This window comes from Streptomyces sp. NPDC047853, from assembly GCF_043204535.1.
In the GTDB taxonomy this organism is placed as follows: domain Bacteria; phylum Actinomycetota; class Actinomycetes; order Streptomycetales; family Streptomycetaceae; genus Streptomyces.
In genome coordinates this window covers 155,555-172,776 of the sequence record NZ_JBIDCI010000014.1, presented here as the reverse complement: position 1 = coordinate 172,776, position 17,222 = coordinate 155,555, and the positions used below count along the sequence as shown (strand labels likewise).

Sequence of the window (17,222 nt, the reverse complement as noted above, 5' to 3'; positions counted from 1 at the left end):
TCGCTCTCTTTTGTGAGCACTGCTCTCTGACTGCTTCCAGTGTGCGCGCTGTCGTCATGGAAAAGCAAGAGCGGCGCTCTCGCTTGTGTGCGCCGCTCTTGGATGGGTGCGCTGCTCTCAACTGTGCACGCCGTTCCCAACCGTGCGCACCGCTCTTGTATGCGCGCAGCGCTCTCGTTTGTGTGCACTGCTCCGGCTCTGTGGAACACTGGACCGTATGAGCAGCACCGCACAGGGCAGCACTGCACAGGGCGTTCGCGCCCGCGCCCGTATCGAGGTCACCGCCGCCATCAAGGACGCGGCGCGCGCACAACTCGCGGCCGAGGGTGCCGCCAAGCTCTCGCTGCGGGCAGTGGCCCGCGAACTGGGCATGGCATCATCCGCCCTCTATCGCTACTTCCCGAGTCGCGACGACCTCCTGACCGCCCTCATCATCGACGCCTACAACTCGCTGGGCGAGGCCGCCGAGGCGGCACACGACGCGGTGGCCGACGCCGGGCACACCCGCCGCTGGACCGCGGTGTGCGAGGCGGTGCGCACCTGGGCGCTGGCGCATCCGCACGAGTATGCGTTGATCTACGGTTCGCCGGTGCCCGGTTACAGTGCGCCGACGGACACCGTTCCCGCAGCCTCCCGGGTGGCCTACGTGTTCATGGGCATCGTGCGCGACGCGTACCGGGGGCCGGGCCTGGCCAAGCCTCCGCTGCCCGCCGAGCTGCGCCCCGAAGCCCACCGCATGGCCGCGGACCTCGCCCCCGACCTTCCGCCGGAGACGGTGACGGCGTTCGTGGCGGCCTGGGCCGAGCTGTTCGGGCTGGTCGGCTTCGAGGTGTTCGGGCAGTTCAACCGGGTCGTCGAGGACCGGGAGGCGTTCTTCCGCCACGCGGCGGAGCGGCTGGCCCACGCCGTGGGGCTGGTCTTCCCGTCGGGTTGAGGAAGGCCCCGCGCCGGCAGTAGAGGCGTAGGACTGGACGGGGGACGGGGGACGGGGTGCGGGGGACGTCGACGACGTGACCTCAGCGCAGAGCGCGGCCCCCGCCCACGCACGAGCCCGGCGAGGTCGTCCCGACACGCTTCACGGCGTGGGTGCCCGGGCGGTAACTGGTCTCCCAGGCCTACGAGTCAGGGCTGGTGGGGCCGGGTCGGCCGGGCCGGCTCCCCCGGTCGAACCGGACGAGCACGCTCACCACGCGGGCGAGGAACACCACGACGGCCAGCACCGTGCCCGAGCCGACGAGCAGGCTCCGGACACCCGGGGGCGGACCGAAGAGGTACGCCGGTCCTGCCACGGCTCCGAACAGCACCGCCGCCGCGAACACCGCGCTGCACAGCGCGTATCCGATCTCGATCGTGATCGCGTCCCGTTCGCCCTGCGTACGCCGTTCCCCGTGGGTGTCCATGCGGGCAGTCTCCCGAAAGCGTCCGTCTCCGGCGGTCGGGCCCTGTCTCAGACCACGCACGACTTCTCACGCCACAACGCGGCGAGGGAGGCGTCGCCGGTCACCTCGGGGAACGGGCAGCGGTTCCACAGTGCGGGGTAGAGGCGCGCGGCCGGCCCGGTCACTTCGCAGTCGGCGTCCCCGGTGTCCCCGCGCTCCGTCACCGGTATCCGCGTCGACAGCCGGACGGTCCACACGGCACCGGGCGAGTCCGTCGCCCGCATCCGCAGTGTGCGGGGTACCTCGGTGCGCACGGCGCTCTTCGGTCGGGCGTGGAAGCCGCGCAGCAACTCGTCGATGCCGTCCACCGCCAGCTCCACGCCCACGGGGGTGGGGTCGCCGCCCCTGGCCGACTCGGCGTCGATGCGGTGCACGGTCGTCTCGTGCGCCTGCCGCCGGGCCCAGAACGCCAGGGGCGACGGCGCGGGCAGGAAGTGCCAGCAGTCCACGTCGGGCGAGGCGTCGGCGAGGGTGCCGACGAGCCGTCCGTGCCCTTCCCGGAACCAGGCCAGGAGGGCGCCGCCGTCGAGGTCGGGCAGGCCGCCGTCGCGCCGCGGGCCGGTGTGGCCCTCGGCGACGAACGCTGTCGCCCAGCGGTGCACCATGCCCGTGTGCCGGAGCAGGTCCCGCACCTGCCAGCCGGGGCAGGTCGGCACCGTGGCGTCGGGGCCGGCGAGTTCGGCGGAGGCGGCCAGCAGGTCGCCCTCGCGGCGCAGGACTTCGACGAACGCGGTGGTCTCCATGACGGTGAGTGTGCCGGATGGAGTGACCTCGAAGGGAGACCGCCGGACCGGGTGATCGAGAAGCCCGGGAGACGATCGCCTTCGCTCAGACCGGGGGACACGATCGCCCCGCTCGGCGAGGGACGCGGGCGCCCCCTCAGTCGGGCGCCGCCGCACGCCGGGTGGCGACGGCCACCAGCACCGCCACCGCCGCGAGCGCCGCCACGCTGGTGAGCGCGGCCGGCAGGGAGAACCAGTCGGCCATGAAACCGATGGCGGGCGGCCCGAGCAGCATCCCGCTGTAGCCGAGGGTGGACGCCGTCGCGACGCCGGTGGGGCCGCCCAGCGCGCCTGCCCGTTCCACCGCTACGGGAAAGATGTTGGCGAGCCCGAGTCCGGTGATCGCGAAGCCGAACAGCGCGGCCCACAGTGAGGGGGCGAGCGAGCCGAGGAGCATGCCGGCCACGGCGGTCGTCCCGCCCGCCACCACCGTCGTGGTGCGGCCGAGCCGCTCCAGCAGCGTGGTGCCGGTCAGTCGGCCCACGGTCATGGCGAGCGCGAAGCAGGAGTAGCCGGCCGCCGCCATGCCCGGCGACGCGTCGAGGTCCTGCTCCAGGTGCAGGGCACCCCAGTCGGCCATGGCGCCCTCGCCGTAGGCCGTGCAGAGGGCGATCAGGCCGAAGGTGATGACGAGGCGGCGGGTACGGCCGTCCAAGCGGCGTGGGGCGTCGTCGTCCTCGGCCTTGCGGTCCGGCGGCGCGGCGGGTGCGCAGCGCAGCAGGGCACGGCCCGCGAACAGGGTGACGAGCAGGCCGATCGCGGTGAGACCGAGCAGGTGCCGCAGCGGGGACAGCGACCCGGCGACGAGTCCGCCGAGCCCGGCGCCGACCATGCCGCCGAGGCTGAAGGCCGCGTGGAAGCTCGGCATGATCGGACGCCGCAGCACCGCCACCAGGTCGACGGCGGCGCTGTTGAAGGCGACGTTGATCCCGCCGTAGGCGCTGCCGAACACCAGCAGGACGGCGCCGAGGGCCGGGGCGGAGTGGGTGAGCGGGGGCAGGGCGATGCTGAGGCAGAGCAGGACCGCGCACGCGACGGTGACGGGGTGGCTGCCGTAGCGGCGGCACAGCCGCCCGGTGAGGGTCATGGTGACGACGGCACCGGCGGAGACACCGAGCAGCGCCAGCCCCAGGGCGCTGGCCGAGGCGCCGGTCTGCTCCTTGATGGCGGGGATCCGCACGACCCAGCCGGCGAAGACGAAGCCGTCGAGGGCGAAGAAGGCGGTCAGGGCGATGCGGAGGCGGGTGAGGTCGTCGCGAGGACCCGGCACGGCGTTGTGCGATCGGGCTTTGTTTATTTGCGGCACAAAGGCAGGCTAGGGTCGGGGACGGGACGTCGGCAAGGGCGTCGCCGACCCGTCGTAGGGGGGCGCGACCCGGCGCCGGGTGTCGCATACGCTCGACACCACCATGAAGAACAACCTCACCCCCCTGGGCCCGAAGGCCGACAAGGCCTCGGTCAGACGGCACAACCTCAGTCTGGTCCTGAGAGCCGTGCACGACGCGGGGGAGGTGACCCGGGCAGGGGTCGCCACGCAGGTCGGGCTCACCCGCGCGGCGGTGTCGTCCCTGGTCGAGCAGTTGCTGGAGTACGGCTTCGTCTCGGAGTGGGGCAAGACCAGCAGTGGTCAGGCGGGCCGGCCCGGCACCGTCCTGAAGGTGTCCCGGTCGGGTCCCGCGGGTCTCGGGGTCGAGGTCAACATCGACTACATCGCCGTGTGCGTCGTCGACCTGGCCGGGACCGACCGGGTGCGGCTCGTGGAGCACTTCGACAACCGCGGGGCGCAGCCCGCCGACGTACTGGCCCGCGCGGCGCGGCTGGCGGCGCGCGCCATCGGCTCGGCGGCCGAGCAGGACCTGGCGCCGGTCGGCGCCCATGTGGCGCTGCCCGGTCTGGTCACCGGCGGCACCGTGCGTCAGGCCCCCAACCTCGGCTGGCAGCGGGTCGCCGTGGAGGGCCTCTTCGCCCACGCCCTGCTCGCGCTGCGCCCTGCCCACCGGCCGCTGCCGGTCAGTTCCGACAACGAGGCCAACGCCGCCGCCCTCGCCGAGCTGTGGTTCGGCGCGGGCACCGAGGGCGTGCGCAGCTTCCTGTACCTGACCGGTGAGATCGGTGTCGGCGGCGCGCTGGTGCTCCGGGGCGAGTTGCTGCGCGGTGCGCACGGGTTCGCCGGGGAGATCGGGCACATGGTCGTCGACCCGGACGGGCCGCTGTGCCGGTGCGGGGCCCGCGGCTGCCTGGAGCAGTACGCCGGACAGGCCGCGCTGCTGAAGGCCGCGGGCCTCGACGCCGACGCCGGCGTGCAGGGCGTCGCCGAACTCGAACGCCGCGCCCGGCGGGGCGATGCGGCCGCGCTGGCGGCGATCGAGGGGGCCGGACGCCGACTGGGCGTCGTGGTGTCCGGCGCGGTGAACCTCTTCGACCCCGACGCGGTGATGCTCGGCGGTGTCTACCGCGAGCTGATGGACTGGCTCGCGCCCGCCGTCGACCGGGAACTCGCGCTCCGCGTCGTGTCCGGGCTGTGGACCGAGGACGGGAAGCGGCTGCGGGCCTCCTCGTCCCTGGGCGACGCGGCCCGGGGCGCGGCCGGCGTGATCGTGCGTGAGGTGCTGGCCGACCCGGCGGCGTACGCGGAGCGCGAGGCGGACTGAGCGGGAGGCGGCCGCGGAGCGCCAGACGGACCGACGTGACGTGGGGGCGTACGCGGTGCGCGCGGCGCACCGACGCGGGGGCCGTCCGGTGGCCCCCGCGCGGTACGGCACGTCATCCGCGGTTGGCGGCGATCATCTCCCGGTACCAGCGGTAGCTGTCCTTCGGCGTGCGCTCCTGGGTGTCGTAGTCGACCCGGACGATGCCGAAGCGCTTGTCGTAGCCGTACGCCCACTCGAAGTTGTCCAGCAGCGACCACACGTAGTACCCGCGCACGTCCACGCCCGCGTCCATCGCCGCCCGCAGCGCGCGGAGGTGGTCGCGCAGGTAGGCGACGCGGTCGGCGTCGTGCACCGCGCCGTCGGCCGCGGGCGCGTCGTCCTCCGCCGAGCCGTTCTCCGTGATGTGGATCGGCGGCAGCGCGTCACCGTACTGCTTCTTCAGGCGCACCAGCAGGTCGGTGAAACTGTCCGGGACGACCGGCCAGCCCATCGCCGTCTCCCGGACGCCGGGCAGTCGTACCTCCTCGTAGCGGTTGTCGGTCGCCACCCGCCGCGCCGGGTCGCTCTCGCGGTGCGGGGCGCCGGCGACCACGATCGGGCGGTAGTAGTTGACGCCGAGGAAGTCCAGCGGCCGGGAGATCAGCTCCAGGTCGCCGTCGAGCCGGAAGTCCGCGCCGGTGATCAGCTCGCCCCAGGTCTCCTCCTCGGTGGCCGGGTAGCGGCCCGCCAGGATCGGCTCGGTCCACACCAGGTTGTGCTGGGTGTCGGCGCGGACCACGGCCGCCAGGTCGGCGGGGGAGTCGGTGGCCGGCAGGTTGCGGTCCAGGTTGAGCGTGATGCCGACCTCGCGCACCCCGGCCGCGCGCAGCGCCCGCACGGCCAGACCGTGCCCGACCAGCAGGTGGTGCGCGGCGGCCAGCGCACCGCGGCCCTCCTTGGCACCGGGGGCGTGCCGGCCGATGGAGTAGCCGAGGAAGGAACTGCACCACGGCTCGTTGAGGGTGATCCAGCGCGGCACCCGGTCGCCCAGGTGCTCCGCGACCACGGCGGTGTACTCGGCGAACCGCTCCGCCGTCTCCCGCACCCGCCAGCCGCCCCGGTCCTCCAGGGCCTGCGGCAGGTCCCAGTGGTAGAGGGTGGCGGCGGGTTCGATGCCCGCCGCGAGCAGTTCGTCGACCAGGCGGGAGTAGAAGTCCAGGCCCTTCCGGTTCACCGCCCCCGAACCCTCCGGCACGATGCGCGGCCAGGCGATCGAGAAGCGGTAGGAGTCCACGCCCAGGTCGCGCAGCAGCGCCACGTCCTCCCGGTAGCGGTGGTAGTGGTCGCAGGCCACGTCGCCGGTGTCACCGTTCGCCACCAGGCCGGGCGTGTGGCTGTAGGTGTCCCAGATCGACGGTCCGCGGCCGTCCTCCCGCGCCGCGCCCTCGATCTGGTACGAGGCGGTCGCGGCGCCGAGCACGAAGCCGGGCGGGAAGCTGGGGTACTCACTCATGCTGTGCGGCTCATCTCCATGTGAACGGGGTGTACGGCGTGTACGGGGTGTACGGGGTGAACGAGGTGTACGGCGCGTGTGGCGTGTGCGGCGTGTACGGGGGTCACTTGACGGAACCGCCGGTGATCCCGGCGGCGATGTACTTCTGGGCGAGGACGAGCAGGATCGCCGCGGGCACCGCGGAGAGCACGGACGCGGCCATCACCGAGCCCCAGTCACCGACGTGCGCGCCGATGTACTGGTAGATACCCAGCGTGATGGGCTTCACCTCGTCGGTCGTGTTCAGGGTGAGCGCGAACATGAAGTCGCTCCACGCGAACAGGAACGCGAACAGCCCGGACGTGATCAGCGAGTTGCGGCTCATCGGCAGCACGACCCGGGTGAACGTCCGCACCGGCCCGGCACCGTCGATCTGCGCGGCCTCGATCACCTCGCCCGGGATCGACACCATGAAGGAGCGCATCAGCACGATGGAGAACGGGATGCCCAGCGAGGCGTCCGCCAGCATCAGGCCGAAGTACGAGTTGACCAGGCCCAGGTCGACGTACGAGCTGTAAAGCGCGTTGGCGATCACGATGCCCGGCACCATCTGGGTGATCAGCGTGCCGAACACGATCGTGCGCGAGCCGCGCAGCCCGAACCGCGCCAGCCCGTACGCCGCCGGCGCCGAGACCGCCAGGCAGATGGCGACCGCGCCGAGCGAGACGGCCAGCGAGGTCAGCAGGTGCCCTCCCTGGTCGCTGACGGCCTTGGAGAAGCCGGACAGGTCCAGGGTGCCCGGGACCGGGTCGACCTCGAGCAGCCCCGACTCGGGCTGGAGCGCGGTGTTGAGCATCCAGTACAGCGGGAACAGCATCACGCCGAGGACGAGAACGCCGGCGACGGTGGAACCCCAGCGGCGCCGGGAGGCGGTGGGCGTGTGGGCGGCCATGGACGTCACTTCCCCTCGGTGCGGTTGGCCCGCAGGTAGAACACCGCGAACACGGCGGAGATCAGGATGAGTACGTTGCCGACGACGGCGCCGGCGCCGAAGTCGAGCTGCACGAACGAGTTCTGGTACGTGAGCGTGCCCAGCGTCTGGGTGGCGTCGGCCGGGCCGCCGTCGGTCAGGGCGAGGATCAGGTCGAGGATCTTGACCGTCGACATGAAGCCGAGCACGAGCACGACCGTGATGACGGGCTTGAGCACCGGCAGGGTGACCGACCGGAAGGTCCGCCACGCCGAGGCGCCGTCCAGTGCCGCCGCCTCGTGCAGCTCCTTCGGGATCTCCTGGAGGCCGCCGTACAGGATCACCATGTTGAACGGGATGCCGATCCAGATGTTGACCAGGATCACGGAGACCAACGCCATCTCGGGGCTGGTCAGCCAGGGTGTGCTCCCGCCGATGCCGAGGGTGTCCAGGAAGGAGTTCAGCACGCCCGTGTCCTGGTCGAGGATGCGCCGCCAGACGATGCCGGACACCACCATGGGCACCAGCCACGGCAGCAGGATCAGCGAGCGCAGCACGCCGTTCAGCGGGAAGCGGCGGCTGAAGAACACCGCGAGTGCCATCCCGATGCAGAACTGCCCGAGCAGCGAGCCCGCGGTGAAGACGAGGGTGTGCCACAGCGCCTTGCCGAACAGGGCGTCCTGAAACACGTTGGACCAGTTGTCGGCGCCGTTGAAGGGCGCCTCGCCGGTGAAGAAGGTCTCCGGCGTGTAGTGCTGGAAACTCATCACGACGTTGCGGACGAGCGGGTAGCCGAAGAACAGCAGCATGAAGACGACGGCGGGGGCGACGAACCCCCACTGGGTGAGCCGGCGCCGGCGGGCGGCGCGGGCGGGGTCCGGCGCGGCGGCCGGCGCGGACGCCTTCGCGGGCGTCTGTGCGGTGACGGTGGACGTGGTCATGGGGCGCGTACCTCAGTTCCCGCTCGTGGCCCGCTGCTGGGCGCGCTTCAGGGCGGTCTCACTGGACTGGCCGGTCAGGGCGGACTGGAAGGCGCTCTGCAGGGCGAGCGAGACGCTCGACCAGCCGGCGCCGAGCTGCGCCGTCCGGGAGCGGGCGACGGCCACCTGGTCGGCGAGGGAGTCCAGTTCCGGCACCCGCTCGCGCCAGACCTCGGCGGCCTCGGCGTTGGCCGGGACCATCCAGCTGTTGAGCGCGTAGGTCAGCTGCTCCTTCTCGCTGGACAGACAGGCGACGATCTTCCCGGCGGTCTTCTCGCGCGCCTCGTCACCGGTGTTCGGGACGGTGAGCACGGCGCCGCCCAGCGGGCCCACCGAGTCCTCGCCGGCCTCGGGCACGGGGATGGGGGCGATGCCCCAGTGCAGCGACTTCTGGGCGTTGAGGGTCTCCACCTGCCACGGCCCGTTGATCATCATCGCCGCGTTGCCGGCCATGAACTGGTCGTTGACGTCCGCCTGCGTCCAGTTGACCGTCGACTTCGACAGCGAACGGTCCTTGAGCAGGTCCTTCCAGTAGTCGAGGGCCTCGACCACCTGCGGACTGTCGAGGTCGGTCTCGTCACCGCCGTTGGACCACATGAACGGCGTGAACTGGAAGACCCCGTCCTCCGCGCCGCCCGCGCTCAGCGCCAGGCCGTACTGCTTGCCCCGGGTGAGCTGCTTCGCGGTCTCGCGCAGCTCGGCCCAGGTGGCGGGGACCTCCACACCCGCCTCGTCGAGGACGTCCTTGTTGTAGAACAGCGCCAGGGTGTTCACCGACCGGGCCGCGCCGTAGTACGTGCCCTCGTACGAGCCGAAGTCGACGATGCCCTCGGGGATGTCGTCGGTGCTCAGCCCCAGGGACCTCAGGTCGACCAGCCCGCCCGCGTCGGCGAAGGTCGGCATCTCGGAGGCGTCGAACTGCACGACGTCGGGGAGCGACTTGGACGACGCCATCCGCAGTGCCTTGGTCATCACCTGGGCGGCCGGCACGCTCTGCTGCTCGATGGTGACGCCCAGCCGCTCCCCGCACCGGGCCATCGCCTCCGCGTCCCAGCGGTGGTAGGACTCGTCGGTCGAGGAGTTCAGCACGGTGTACACATCGGCGTCGCGCTGCTGTCCGCAGCCGGTGAGCGCCACCCCGGCGACCAGCACGGAGACGGCGGCGAACGGGGCGACGACGCGGCGTGAGGGTCCTCGCCCGCGGTGCCTGGCGGCAGGAGGGTGTGCTGTCAAGGCGAGCGAAGTGAAGCGCTTCGACATGGTGCGGCCCTTGCTGTCGTACCGTCCGGCTTCCCTGCCGGACCGTTTTGTTTGATGGGATGACTAATACGTCAAGGACCTGCTGTCGCGCTAGAGGAAAGTGGCCCCGGTCTCTCCGCTCCGTGGGGTGAGGGACCTGTTCTTGTCGGTGATCCTGCCTGATCAGAACGGTGAAGTCGGTGCAGAGGGCTCGGCTGCCGGTTTTGTTTTGTGTACGATCAAAATGCTGTGAGACGGCCCCCGTGCTCCCCATCCGACAGCTCCCGCCCCACCCGAGGAAGATCATGAAGTTCACCGACGGCTTCTGGCTCATCCGTGAGGGCGTGCATCTCTCGTACGCGACCGAGGTACGCGATGTGCGCCCCGAATCGAAGCGCTTCACCGCCCATGCCGCCGTGAAGAAGGTGACGCGGAGGGGGGACACGCTCAACGCGCCGCTCCTCACGGTCGAGTGTTTCTCTCCCGCCGAGGGCGTCATCGGCGTCCGCGTCACCCACCACGCCGGCAAGCGCCGTCCGGGCCCCGACTTCGCCCTCGCGGGCGCGGCGGACGGTGCCGGGACGGTGCGCGAGGACGGCACGGTCACCGAGCTGACCAGCGGCCCGCTCACCCTCCGCCTGGACCGCGAGGGCCCCTTCGGCCTCGTCTTCCACGACGCGGACGGCCGCGAACTGACCCGTGCGAACGCCAAGGGCACCGCGTTCGCCACCACCGGCGACGGCGCCCACCACATGCTGAGCCGGCTCGCCCTCGGCGTCGGCGAGCAGGTCTACGGCCTCGGCGAGCGCTTCACCCCGTTCGTGAAGAACGGCCAGGTCGTCGACATCTGGCAGGCCGACGGCGGCACCAGCAGCGAGCAGGCCTACAAGAACATCCCGTTCTACCTCTCCTCCCGGGGCTACGGCGTCTTCGTCAACCACCCCGGTGCCGTCTCCTTCGAGATCGGCTCCGAGTCCGTCGGCCAGGTGCAGTTCAGCGTCGAGGACCAGACGCTGGAGTACTACGTCGTCGCCGGCCCCACGCCGAAGGACGTCCTCGCCCGCTACACCGCCCTCACCGGCCGTCCCGCCCTGCCGCCCGCCTGGTCCTTCGGCCTCTGGCTCACCACGTCCTTCACCACCTCCTACGACGAGGAGACGGTGACGAAGTTCGTCGACGGCATGGCCGAGCGGGGCATCCCGCTGACCGTCTTCCACTTCGACTGCTTCTGGATGCGCGAGTACCAGTGGTGCGACTTCCGGTGGGACCCGGACGTCTTCCCGGACCCGGACGGCATGCTCGCCCGGCTCAAGGCCAAGGGCCTGAAGGTCAGCGTCTGGATCAACCCCTACATCGCCCAGAAGTCCCCCCTCTTCGAGGAGGCCGCCGCCCTCGGACACCTGGTGCGCCGGCCGGACGGCGACGTCTGGCAGTGGGACCTGTGGCAGGCCGGGATGGGCCTGGTCGACTTCACCAGCCCCGCGGCCCGCGACTGGTTCTCCGGGAAGCTCAAGCCGCTGCTCGACCAGGGCGTGGACTGCTTCAAGACCGACTTCGGCGAGCGGATCCCGACCGACGTCGTCTGGCACGACGGCTCCGACCCCGAGCGGATGCACAACTACTACACCCACCTCTTCAACCGCACCGTCTTCGAACTGCTGGAGAAGGAGCGCGGACAGGGCGAGGCCGTCCTCTTCGCCCGTTCCGCGACCGCGGGCGGCCAGCAGTACCCGGTCCACTGGGGCGGCGACTGCTGGTCGTCGTTCGAGGCGATGTCCGAGTCGCTCCGGGGCGGTCTGTCCCTGTCGCTGAGCGGCTTCGGCTTCTGGAGCCACGACATCGGCGGCTTCGAGGGGACGCCCGACCCGGCGGTCTTCAAACGCTGGCTCGCCTTCGGTCTGCTCTCCTCGCACAGCCGGCTGCACGGCTCCTCGTCGTACCGGGTGCCGTGGGAGTTCGGCGAGGAGGCGGTCGACGTCGCCCGCCGCTTCACCCTCCTCAAGCACCGCCTGATGCCCTACCTCTACGGCGTCGCCGCCGAGGCCCACCGCACCGGCGTGCCGATGATGCGGCCGATGGTCCTGGAGTACCCGCACGACCCGGGCTGCCGGACGCTGGACCGCCAGTACATGCTCGGCCCCGACCTCCTGGTCGCCCCGGTCTTCACCGAGGACGGAGAGGTCGAGGTCTACCTCCCCGAAGGGACCTGGACGCACCTGCTGTCCGGCGAGCGCGTCACCGGCCCGGCCTGGCGCACCGAGCGCCACGGCTACGACAGCCTGCCGCTGTACGTCCGCGAGGGTGCCGTCCTGCCCCTGGCCTCCGACGACCGGCGCCCCGACGGGGACTGGCTGGACGAGCCGACGCTGCTGGTCCACCCGCCCGCCTCGCCCGGCTACGTCGCCGAGGTCACCGTGCCCGACCTGCTGGGCACACCGGCCGCGACCTTCCGGGTCCGGCGGGACGGCGACGCCCTGCGGGTCACCGCGAACGGCACCGACCGGCCCTTCACCGTGCGGGTCGCGGGCGGGGCGAGTGAGCGGGGCAGCGGGGAGGTCGCGGTGCCGCTGGTGTGAGGCCGGGCGGCGCAGCGGCACGCGGACGGCGTGTCGCTCCGCCGCACGCGCAGCTCAGCGCCGCAGGGCGCCCAGCGCCGTCAGGAGCCGGTCCACGTCCTCCGCGCTGGTGTACGGCGCGAGCCCGACCCGTACGCCGCCCGCGTCACCGAGACCCAGCCGGCGTGCCGCCTCCACCGCGTAGAAGGAACCGGCGGGCGCGTCGACCGCCGCCTCGGCGAGCTGCCGGTACACGTCGGCCGGGCGCAGCCCCGCCACGGTGAACAGCAGGGTCGGCGTGCGCCGGGCCGCGCGCGAGAACACGGTGATCCCGCCGAGGTCCGCCAGTCCTCGCTCGATCCGTTCGCGCAGCGCGTCCTCGTGGGACTCCAGCGCCGCGAAGGAGGCCACCAGGCGGTCCCGGCGGGAGCCCCGGGCCCGCGGGTCGAGTTCCGCGAGGAAGTCCACCGCGGCCCGCGCCCCGGCCAGCGACTCGTAGGGCAGCGTGCCCAGCTCGAACCGTTCGGGCACGGTGTCGGCGGACGGCAGCAGTTTGTCCGGCCGCAGCGACTCCAGCAGCTCCGCCCGGCCGGTGAGCACGCCCAGGTGCGGCCCGAGGAACTTGTACGGCGAGCAGACCAGGGTGTCCGCGCCGATCGCCGCCAGGTCCACCACGGCGTGCGAGGCGTAGTGCACCGCGTCGACGTGGAAGAGCGCTCCGGCCGCGTGCGCGAGGGAGGAGAGGGCCGGCAGGTCGGGGATGGTCCCGATCAGGTTGGACGCGGCGGTGACCGCGACCAGCCTGGTGCGCGGCCCGAGCACCGCCTCGACGTGCTCGGGCCGCAGCTCGCCCGTGGCCGGGTCGAAGTCCGCCCACCGCACGGTCGCCCCGGCCGCCTCCGCCGCCTGCACCCAGGGCCGGATGTTGGAGTCGTGGTCGAGCCGGGTGACCACCACCTCGTCGCCCGGCGCCCAGTCCTTGGCCAGCGCCCGGGACAGGTCGTAGACGAGCTGGGTGGCGCTGCGCCCGAAGACCACCGTGCCCGGCGTAGTGCCCAGGAGGTCGGCCAGGGCGGCGCGTGCCTCGGTGACGATCCGGTCCGCGTTGCGTTCGCCCTCGGTGTTCCGGCCCCGGTTGGCGAGCGGGAGGGTCAGCGCCGCCGCGATCGCGTCGATCACCGGCTGCGGCGTCTGCGTGCCGCCCGGCGCGTCGAACCGCGCGGTACCGGACTTCAGGGCGGGCACGTGCGCGCGGATCGCGGCGACGTCGAGGGCCATGGCTCAACTCCAGGGACACGGGGGCCGGGCGGGTGGGGGAGGCGGGGCGGGCGGTGCGGTCCTTCGGCCGGGGCGGCGGGTACGTCGTGCGGCGGGGCCGCGGGCCGTACCCGCGACTCCGGGCACATGATCGCAGCCCCCGTCGGGTCGGCGACAGGGGCGGGCGGGGCGTCGTCGGCCCGGCACCGCGAAAGGGCGGCGGCCACGCCCGGCCTCCCCGGACCGTGGCACGGACCCCGGTCGGCGGTCTCCGAGCGTGGGCAGCCCCGCACCCCGACGGCCTTCAGGAGGCGGTGGCCTCCGGCGTCGGCTCCGGTGACTCCTTGTCCCTGCCGCCGGGATGGCGGTGCCGCCAGGTCCAGAAGACCGCGCAGGACAGCAACGCCCATCCGCCCAGTACGAGGAAGGGGAAGGCGTGCTGGTGGCCCTGGAAGTACACCGCCGTGTGCTGCGCGTTGACCGAGGCACCGGGCGGCAGCCACTGGCCGATCGTCCCGAGCGGGGACGGCAGCAGCGGCCAGGACACCGCGCCGCCGGACGACGGGTTGCCGAGGAGCACCATCAGGCCCCAGGTCGGCAGCATCGCCCAGCGCCCGAAGAGGGTGTTGAACATGGTGAAGACCATGCCGGACGCGAACAGGGTGAGCGCGAGGATCAGCCACGACTCGGCGAACGGCAGGTCGAGCGCGTCCAGCAGCCAGTCCACCGTCGCGGCGATGGCGAACCCGCCGAGCAGCGCGTAGGCCACCGTGAAGAGGATGCGTTCGAAGGGGGTCAGCGAGCGCGCGTGCACGCTGAGCTGGATGGCCCCGACGAAGCCGATGATCACGGCGGCCAGGGAGATGTAGAAGATCGCCAGTCCGCGCGGGTCGCCCTCCTGCAAGGGGTTGACCTCCCGGACGGTGACCCGCACGCCCGTCTGCCGCCCCACGGCCGGCGCGGTCTCGGCGAGCACCTCGGCGACCGAGGCACCCGAGGCGCTGGACAGGTCCAGCACTGCGGTCAGTCCGTCGCCGCGGAACTCGAAGAGCCCGAAGACCTCCTGGTCCTGGATCGCCTCCCGGGCCTCGGCCGTGCTGTCGTAGGCGTGCACCTTGACCGAGGCGTTGAGCGCCTTCTCCAGACCGTCCAGGAAGGCCCGCCCCCGGGCCTCCTCGTAGGAGCCGACCACGGCCGTGGGGATCGAGCGCGGCGTCGGATCCGCCATCGAGTACGTGTACGAACCCGCGAAGAGACCCGCCGCGGCGGCGAGGATGAGCACCAGCACGGTGGCCGGCCAGAACGGGGACCGCCGGAAGGTGGACCACCGCTGCCCGCGCGTCGGAGGCTGGGCGTGGGCGCCGTGGGACATGTGGGGCATGCCCCGGACGTTTCCACAGCCGCGGTGAAAGGGCATCAAGAGCGCCCTCGCCCGGGGGTGCACGGAGCGTGACGGCTGCCCCCGGCGACGCGGTGGAGGGAGCTCAGGAAGGGGCCGGGCCGCGGACCACCGGCCGACGGAGCGGGTCGCGGCGGTACCGGAAGGGCGCGTCGGCCAGGAGTTCGGCACCGTCGAGCAATTCCCCCGGGGGTTGTCCAGCCGCTCGCCTTCCACCTAGGGTCTGGCAGGGAGAAAGCGCTTTCTGGCCGGCAGGTGTGCCTGTCCCGCGCCGGTGTCCGATGTCCGAGGAGGACCGCATGCCCCCACGTCCCGCCCGCCACCGTGTCGCCGTGGTCGGCACCGGTGCCGTCGTCACCGGCGGCCACCTGCCCGCCCTCCGCGCCCATGCCGACCGCGTGGAACTGGTGGCCGCCGTGGACGTGGATGGGGCCCGGCTCGACGCCTTCCGGGCCCAGGCCGGCGGGGACGTCGCCGGGTACACCTCGATGGGCGCCATGCTGGACGCCGTACGCCCCGACCTCGTCCTCGTCGGCACACCGCCGTCCCTGCACCGGGAGCAGACGGTGGCCGCCCTGAAGGCGGGCGCCTGGGTGCTGTGCGAGAAGCCGCTGTGCCTCTCGCTCGCCGAGTACGACGACATCGCGGCGGCCGAGGAGGCGTCCGGCGCGTACGCCTCCGTCGTCTTCCAGCACCGGTACGGCTCCGGCGCCGCGCACGCCCGTGACCTGATCGCGCGCGGTGAACTGGGCGCGCCGCTGGTCGCGCACTGCCAGACGACCTGGCACCGCGACGCCGCCTACTACGCCGCGCCGTGGCGTGGACGCTGGGCCGGTGAGGGCGGCGGTCCGACGATGGGCCACGGCATCCACCAGTACGACCTGCTGCTGCACCTGCTCGGCCCCTGGGCGGAGGTGCGGGCGATGGCCGCGCGCCTGGTCCACGACACCGAGAGCGAGGACGTGTCCACGGCGTTGGTGCGCTTCGCGAACGGCGCCCTGGCGACCGTCGTCAACAGCGTGCTCTCGCCCGACGAGGTGAGTCGCGTCCGCATCGACTGCGCCGACGCGACGGTCGAGCTGACCCACCTGTACGGCCACCGCAACGACGACTGGACCTACACCCCCGCCCGGCACGTAGCCCCCGAACGCGCCGCCGCCTGGCGCACCCCGCCGGCGGACGTGCCCAGTTCGCACACCGGGCAGCTCGGTGCCGTGCTCGACGCCCGGGACGCGGGAGCGAGACCGCCCGGCAGCGGCCCCGACGCCCGCGCCACGCTGGAGTTCGCCGCGGCCCTGTACAAGGCGGCGTTCACCGGGCGCCCGGTGCTCGCGGGCGAGATCGCCCCCGGCGATCCCTTCCATACGGCCATGCACGGAAGCCACCCCGGCTGGGCCCCCGAGGAGCGCGCATGAGCACCTTGAGCGTCACCCACGTCCACGGCGACCACGTCGCGGTCACCGCGGCGAACGGCACCGAGATCCTCCGCTACGTCTACCGCCCCGACCCGGAGGCCTTCGAGTCCCGCAAGCCCTACGCCCACCCGGTGCGCACCCTCGCCGGGCGGACGGTGACCGGATACCGCCCCAGCGACCACCGCTGGCACAAGGGCCTGCAGATGACGGCCAGTCACCTCTCCGGGCAGAACTTCTGGGGCGGCAACTCCTACGTCCACGGCGAGGGTTACCGGCCGCTGCCCGGGCGGATCGGCTCGATGCGCCACGACGGCTTCCCCGGTCTCGTCGTCGAGGACGACCGGTTCGCCCTCACCGAGCACCTGACCTGGATCGAGAACGGCGGCGCCGAGTGGGCCCGCGAGGAGCGGGGTCTGACCCTCCACTCGGTCGACACGGCGGCCGGTGCCTGGGCCCTCGACTGGTCGCTGCGCCTCACCAACATCCGTGCCGAACCGCTGATGTTCGGCTCCCCGACCACGGCGGGCCGCGAGCTGGCCGGCTACACCGGACTCCAGTGGCGCGGTCCCCGCGACTTCACCGGCGGCACCGCCTTCGCCCCCGGCGGCGAAGCGGGCGCCGCCGAGTTGATGGGGACCCGGGGCGCCTGGCTCGCCTTCACCGCCGAGCACGACGAGGTCGACGCGCACTCCACCGTCGTCTTCGCGCACGCGCCCGAGAACCTCGACGAGAAACGGGCGATCCACCCCTCGCACTGGTTCGTGCGCGCCGAGCCGATCCCGTCCGTGGCGTTCTCCTGGGCCTTCTTCGAGGAGTTCGAGCTGCCGGCGGGCGCGTCCTTCGCCTACCGGTACCGCATCGTGGTCGCCGACGGCGCCTGGGACCGGGACCGGGTCGGGGCGCACCTGGAAGGACTGCCGTGGTGAGCGGACGCCCTCGTTCGCACGCCGTCCGCGCCCGGCGCGGCCGCTCGTCGGTGAACGTTCACGTCCCCATCCCGTCGGACGTTTCAGAGTTAACGGTTCATTAGGGTGGCGGAGGTGTGAAGGGGTGGGTGAAGTGCG

At 72.5% G+C, this 17,222-nt stretch carries 14 protein-coding genes; 5 read left to right on the top strand and 9 right to left on the bottom strand.

Annotated elements, in window-relative coordinates; all coding sequences use genetic code 11:
* Positions 1-217: 217 nt before the first annotated feature.
* Positions 218-934 (top strand): TetR/AcrR family transcriptional regulator, encoded by a 717-nt coding sequence (locus tag ACGF5T_RS25380; protein WP_356606720.1) that lies wholly within the window; start codon positions 218-220, stop codon positions 932-934.
* Positions 935-1,115: 181 nt separating this feature from the next.
* On the opposite strand, the gene ACGF5T_RS25375 is transcribed toward ACGF5T_RS25380, so the two are convergent.
* From ACGF5T_RS25375 to ACGF5T_RS25365, 3 genes are all read right to left on the bottom strand, one after another.
* On the bottom strand, positions 1,116-1,400 hold the full coding sequence (locus ACGF5T_RS25375) for a DUF6332 family protein (RefSeq protein WP_356606722.1): 285 nt from the start codon (positions 1,398-1,400) through the stop codon (positions 1,116-1,118).
* 47 nt (positions 1,401-1,447) lie between these two features.
* On the bottom strand, positions 1,448-2,182 hold the full coding sequence (locus ACGF5T_RS25370) for a maleylpyruvate isomerase family mycothiol-dependent enzyme (protein ID WP_366767551.1): 735 nt from the start codon (positions 2,180-2,182) through the stop codon (positions 1,448-1,450).
* Between the two features lie 136 nt (positions 2,183-2,318).
* Entirely contained in the window at positions 2,319-3,491 is a 1,173-nt protein-coding gene (locus tag ACGF5T_RS25365; RefSeq protein WP_366767550.1) for an MFS transporter, read from the bottom strand.
* A gap of 139 nt (positions 3,492-3,630) precedes the next feature.
* On the opposite strand from ACGF5T_RS25365, the gene ACGF5T_RS25360 reads away from it, so the two are divergent.
* On the top strand, positions 3,631-4,872 hold the full coding sequence (locus ACGF5T_RS25360) for an ROK family protein (RefSeq protein WP_361010432.1): 1,242 nt from the start codon (positions 3,631-3,633) through the stop codon (positions 4,870-4,872).
* Positions 4,873-4,984: 112 nt separating this feature from the next.
* Here ACGF5T_RS25360 and ACGF5T_RS25355 read toward each other — a convergent pair whose 3' ends face one another.
* The 4 genes from ACGF5T_RS25355 to ACGF5T_RS25340 all read right to left on the bottom strand — a co-directional run bounded on the left by ACGF5T_RS25355 (position 4,985) and on the right by ACGF5T_RS25340 (position 9,553).
* Positions 4,985-6,364, bottom strand: coding sequence for a GH1 family beta-glucosidase (locus ACGF5T_RS25355; protein ID WP_356606730.1), 1,380 nt, complete (start codon positions 6,362-6,364; stop codon positions 4,985-4,987).
* A gap of 103 nt (positions 6,365-6,467) precedes the next feature.
* The gene (locus ACGF5T_RS25350) at positions 6,468-7,295 is read right to left on the bottom strand and encodes a carbohydrate ABC transporter permease (protein ID WP_366767549.1); all 828 of its coding nucleotides are present in this window, start codon (positions 7,293-7,295) and stop codon (positions 6,468-6,470) included.
* Between the two features lie 5 nt (positions 7,296-7,300).
* A complete protein-coding gene (locus ACGF5T_RS25345) occupies positions 7,301-8,254 on the bottom strand; it encodes a sugar ABC transporter permease (RefSeq protein ID WP_356606734.1) in 954 nt (317 codons plus the stop codon).
* Positions 8,255-8,266: 12 nt separating this feature from the next.
* On the bottom strand, positions 8,267-9,553 hold the full coding sequence (locus ACGF5T_RS25340; protein WP_361010440.1) for a sugar ABC transporter substrate-binding protein: 1,287 nt from the start codon (positions 9,551-9,553) through the stop codon (positions 8,267-8,269).
* Positions 9,554-9,837: 284 nt separating this feature from the next.
* Between ACGF5T_RS25340 and yicI the strand changes: the two genes are divergently transcribed.
* Positions 9,838-12,108, top strand: a complete 2,271-nt coding sequence (gene yicI / locus ACGF5T_RS25335) for an alpha-xylosidase (protein ID WP_366767548.1) — start codon at positions 9,838-9,840, stop codon at positions 12,106-12,108.
* 54 nt (positions 12,109-12,162) lie between these two features.
* Here yicI and ACGF5T_RS25330 read toward each other — a convergent pair whose 3' ends face one another.
* Together ACGF5T_RS25330 and ACGF5T_RS25325 are read right to left on the bottom strand one after the other, a co-directional pair.
* Positions 12,163-13,365, bottom strand: a complete 1,203-nt coding sequence (locus ACGF5T_RS25330; RefSeq protein ID WP_366767547.1) for a cysteine desulfurase-like protein — start codon at positions 13,363-13,365, stop codon at positions 12,163-12,165.
* Between the two features lie 283 nt (positions 13,366-13,648).
* On the bottom strand, positions 13,649-14,725 hold the full coding sequence (locus tag ACGF5T_RS25325) for an ABC transporter permease (RefSeq protein WP_392889275.1): 1,077 nt from the start codon (positions 14,723-14,725) through the stop codon (positions 13,649-13,651).
* A gap of 317 nt (positions 14,726-15,042) precedes the next feature.
* On the opposite strand from ACGF5T_RS25325, the gene ACGF5T_RS25320 reads away from it, so the two are divergent.
* Complete coding sequence (locus ACGF5T_RS25320) at positions 15,043-16,158, top strand: Gfo/Idh/MocA family oxidoreductase (protein WP_366767546.1); 1,116 nt, start codon at positions 15,043-15,045, stop codon at positions 16,156-16,158.
* A complete protein-coding gene (locus ACGF5T_RS25315; RefSeq protein WP_356606744.1) occupies positions 16,155-17,084 on the top strand; it encodes a PmoA family protein in 930 nt (309 codons plus the stop codon). The genes ACGF5T_RS25320 and ACGF5T_RS25315 overlap by 4 nt, the downstream gene beginning before the upstream one ends.
* Positions 17,085-17,222 lie beyond the last annotated feature (138 nt).